This window comes from Methylobacterium sp. WL18 (assembly GCF_008040015.1).
GTDB lineage: Bacteria > Pseudomonadota > Alphaproteobacteria > Rhizobiales > Beijerinckiaceae > Methylobacterium > Methylobacterium mesophilicum.
Genome location: NZ_VRVD01000774.1, coordinates 1 through 1,968, shown reverse-complemented (window position 1 = coordinate 1,968; position 1,968 = coordinate 1). Strand labels below are relative to the sequence as shown.

General features: G+C 71.4%; 2 protein-coding genes. One reads left to right on the top strand and one right to left on the bottom strand.

Annotated features, from left to right (window positions below):
* Positions 1-68: 68 nt before the first annotated feature.
* Positions 69-1,454: a M20/M25/M40 family metallo-hydrolase gene (locus FV228_RS28135; protein ID WP_147857499.1), complete on the top strand. Its 1,386-nt coding sequence runs from the start codon at positions 69-71 to the stop codon at positions 1,452-1,454.
* Here FV228_RS28135 and FV228_RS28130 read toward each other — a convergent pair.
* Positions 1,445-1,968: ParA family protein (locus FV228_RS28130; RefSeq protein WP_147857498.1), on the bottom strand; the 524-nt coding region annotated here is incomplete at its 5' end. The genes FV228_RS28135 and FV228_RS28130 overlap by 10 nt on opposite strands.

Here is a 1,968-nt window from a genome sequence, read left to right as displayed (position 1 = left end):
GCCCGACATTGCCCCCCCCGCCTCGCTTCGGCTAACCCTCAGCCTGCGAAAAAACCCCGGAGCCTCCGATGGCCGCGCTCGACGCGATCCTCAACGACATCGACACGGACCTGGAGAACGCCCTGGAGCGGCTGTTCGCCTTCCTGCGGATCCCGTCGATCTCGACCGACCCCGCCTATGCCGGCGATTGCCGCGCCGCCGCCGCGTGGCTCGCCCAGGACCTCACGGCGCTCGGCTTCGAGACCTCCGTGGAGGACACGTCGCTGCACCCGGTGGTGCTGGCGACCAAGCCGAAGCCCGGTGCGCCGCACGTGCTGTTCTACGGCCATTACGACGTGCAGCCGGTCGACCCGCTCGACCTGTGGAAGACGCCGCCCTTCGAGCCGCACATCGCGAACGACGGCCAGGGCGGGAAGACGATCGTCGGGCGCGGCGCCTCGGACGACAAGGGCCAGGTCATGACCTTCGTGGAGGCGTGCCGGGCTCACATCGCCATGAGCGGCGAGCTGCCCTGCGGCGTCACCATCCTGATCGAGGGCGCGGAAGAAAGCGGCTCGCAAGGGCTTCCCGAATGGGTCGCGCAGAATCGCGAAAGGCTCGGCTGCGACGTGGTGCTGGTCTGCGACACCGGCATGTGGGACCGGACCACGCCGGCCATCACCTCGTCGTTGCGCGGGCTCGCGTATTTCGAGGTGAAGGTCACCTGCGCCGACCGCGACCTGCATTCGGGCTTCTTCGGCGGCGCCGCCCGCAACCCGATCCACGTGCTGTCGAAGATCATCGCCGACCTGCACGACGACGACGGGCGGGTGACGATCCCGGGCTTCTACGACGGCGTGCACGAGCGGCCGCCCGAGGTGCTGGAGCAGTGGCGCGGCCTTGGCCTGACGCCCGAGACGCTGCTCGGGCCGATCGGCCTGAAGGAGCCGGCCGGCGAGCGCGGGCGGATGCCGATCGAGCTGGTGCAGGCGCGCCCGTCCTGCGACGCCAACGGCATCATCGGCGGCTATACCGGCGAGGGCACCAAGACCGTGATCGCCTCCACCGCCTCGGCCAAGATCTCGTTCCGCCTCGTGGACGACCAGGACCCGACGGTGCTGGCCGAACGGTTCGAGGCCTTCGTGCGCGAACGGGTGCCGGCGGACTGCAAGGTCGAGGTCATCACCTACAAGGGCTCGCGGGCGATCAGCCTGCCCTTCGACATGCCGCAGCTCGGGGCCGCCAAGGCGGCGCTGGCCGAGGAATGGGGCGTGCCGGCCGTGACCGTGGGGGCCGGCGGCTCGATCCCGATCGTGGGCGACTTCAAGCGGCTGCTGAACCGCGACACGCTGCTGATCGGGTTCGGCCTGGACGACGACCGGATCCACTCGCCCAACGAGAAGTACGACCTGACGAGCTTCCACAAGGGCACGCGCTCCTGGGCGCGGATCCTCGCGGCGCTCGCTCAGGGCTGAGCGTCGGACGCCCGCATCTTCGCGTCGATCCAGGCCCACAGGGCCCGGATCTCCTCGGCGGCGGGGCTCGCGGGGGCGTATTCGGTGACGCCGAGCCCGGTCGCCAGGGCGTCCTGGTGATCGACCCGGTGGATGATGCCGGGCTCGGCCAGCACGCCCAGCGCCCGCAACTGCGCGGCATAGGCGCTGGTGCGGGGCGAAGGCGGCGGCGGGCACTGGTTCAGCACCAGGGCGAACCGGCCGCGCAGGCCGAGCGCCATCAGGGACTGGAGGGTCGGGCGCGCCGCCACGATGTCGAGGCGCGAGGGCCGCACCGGCATCAGCACGAAATCCGCGCCCTTCAGGGCCGGCGCCAGCCCGGCCGCGCTGCCGGCGGTGTCGAGGACCACGAGGGTCGTGCCCTGCTGGGCGAGGATGTCCAGGATCTCCGGGAGCTGGGCGATCTCCCAGGGCTGGATCCGGTCGACCGCCACGGCGTCGCTGTCGCGCAGCGCCCCCCAGCCGACCAGCGAGC

Bases quoted from the DNA above. Each gene is read 5' to 3' on its own strand.
- FV228_RS28135 (WP_147857499.1), top strand. From the start codon at position 69: ATGGCCGCGCTCGACGCGATCCTCAACGACATCGACACGGACCTGGAG.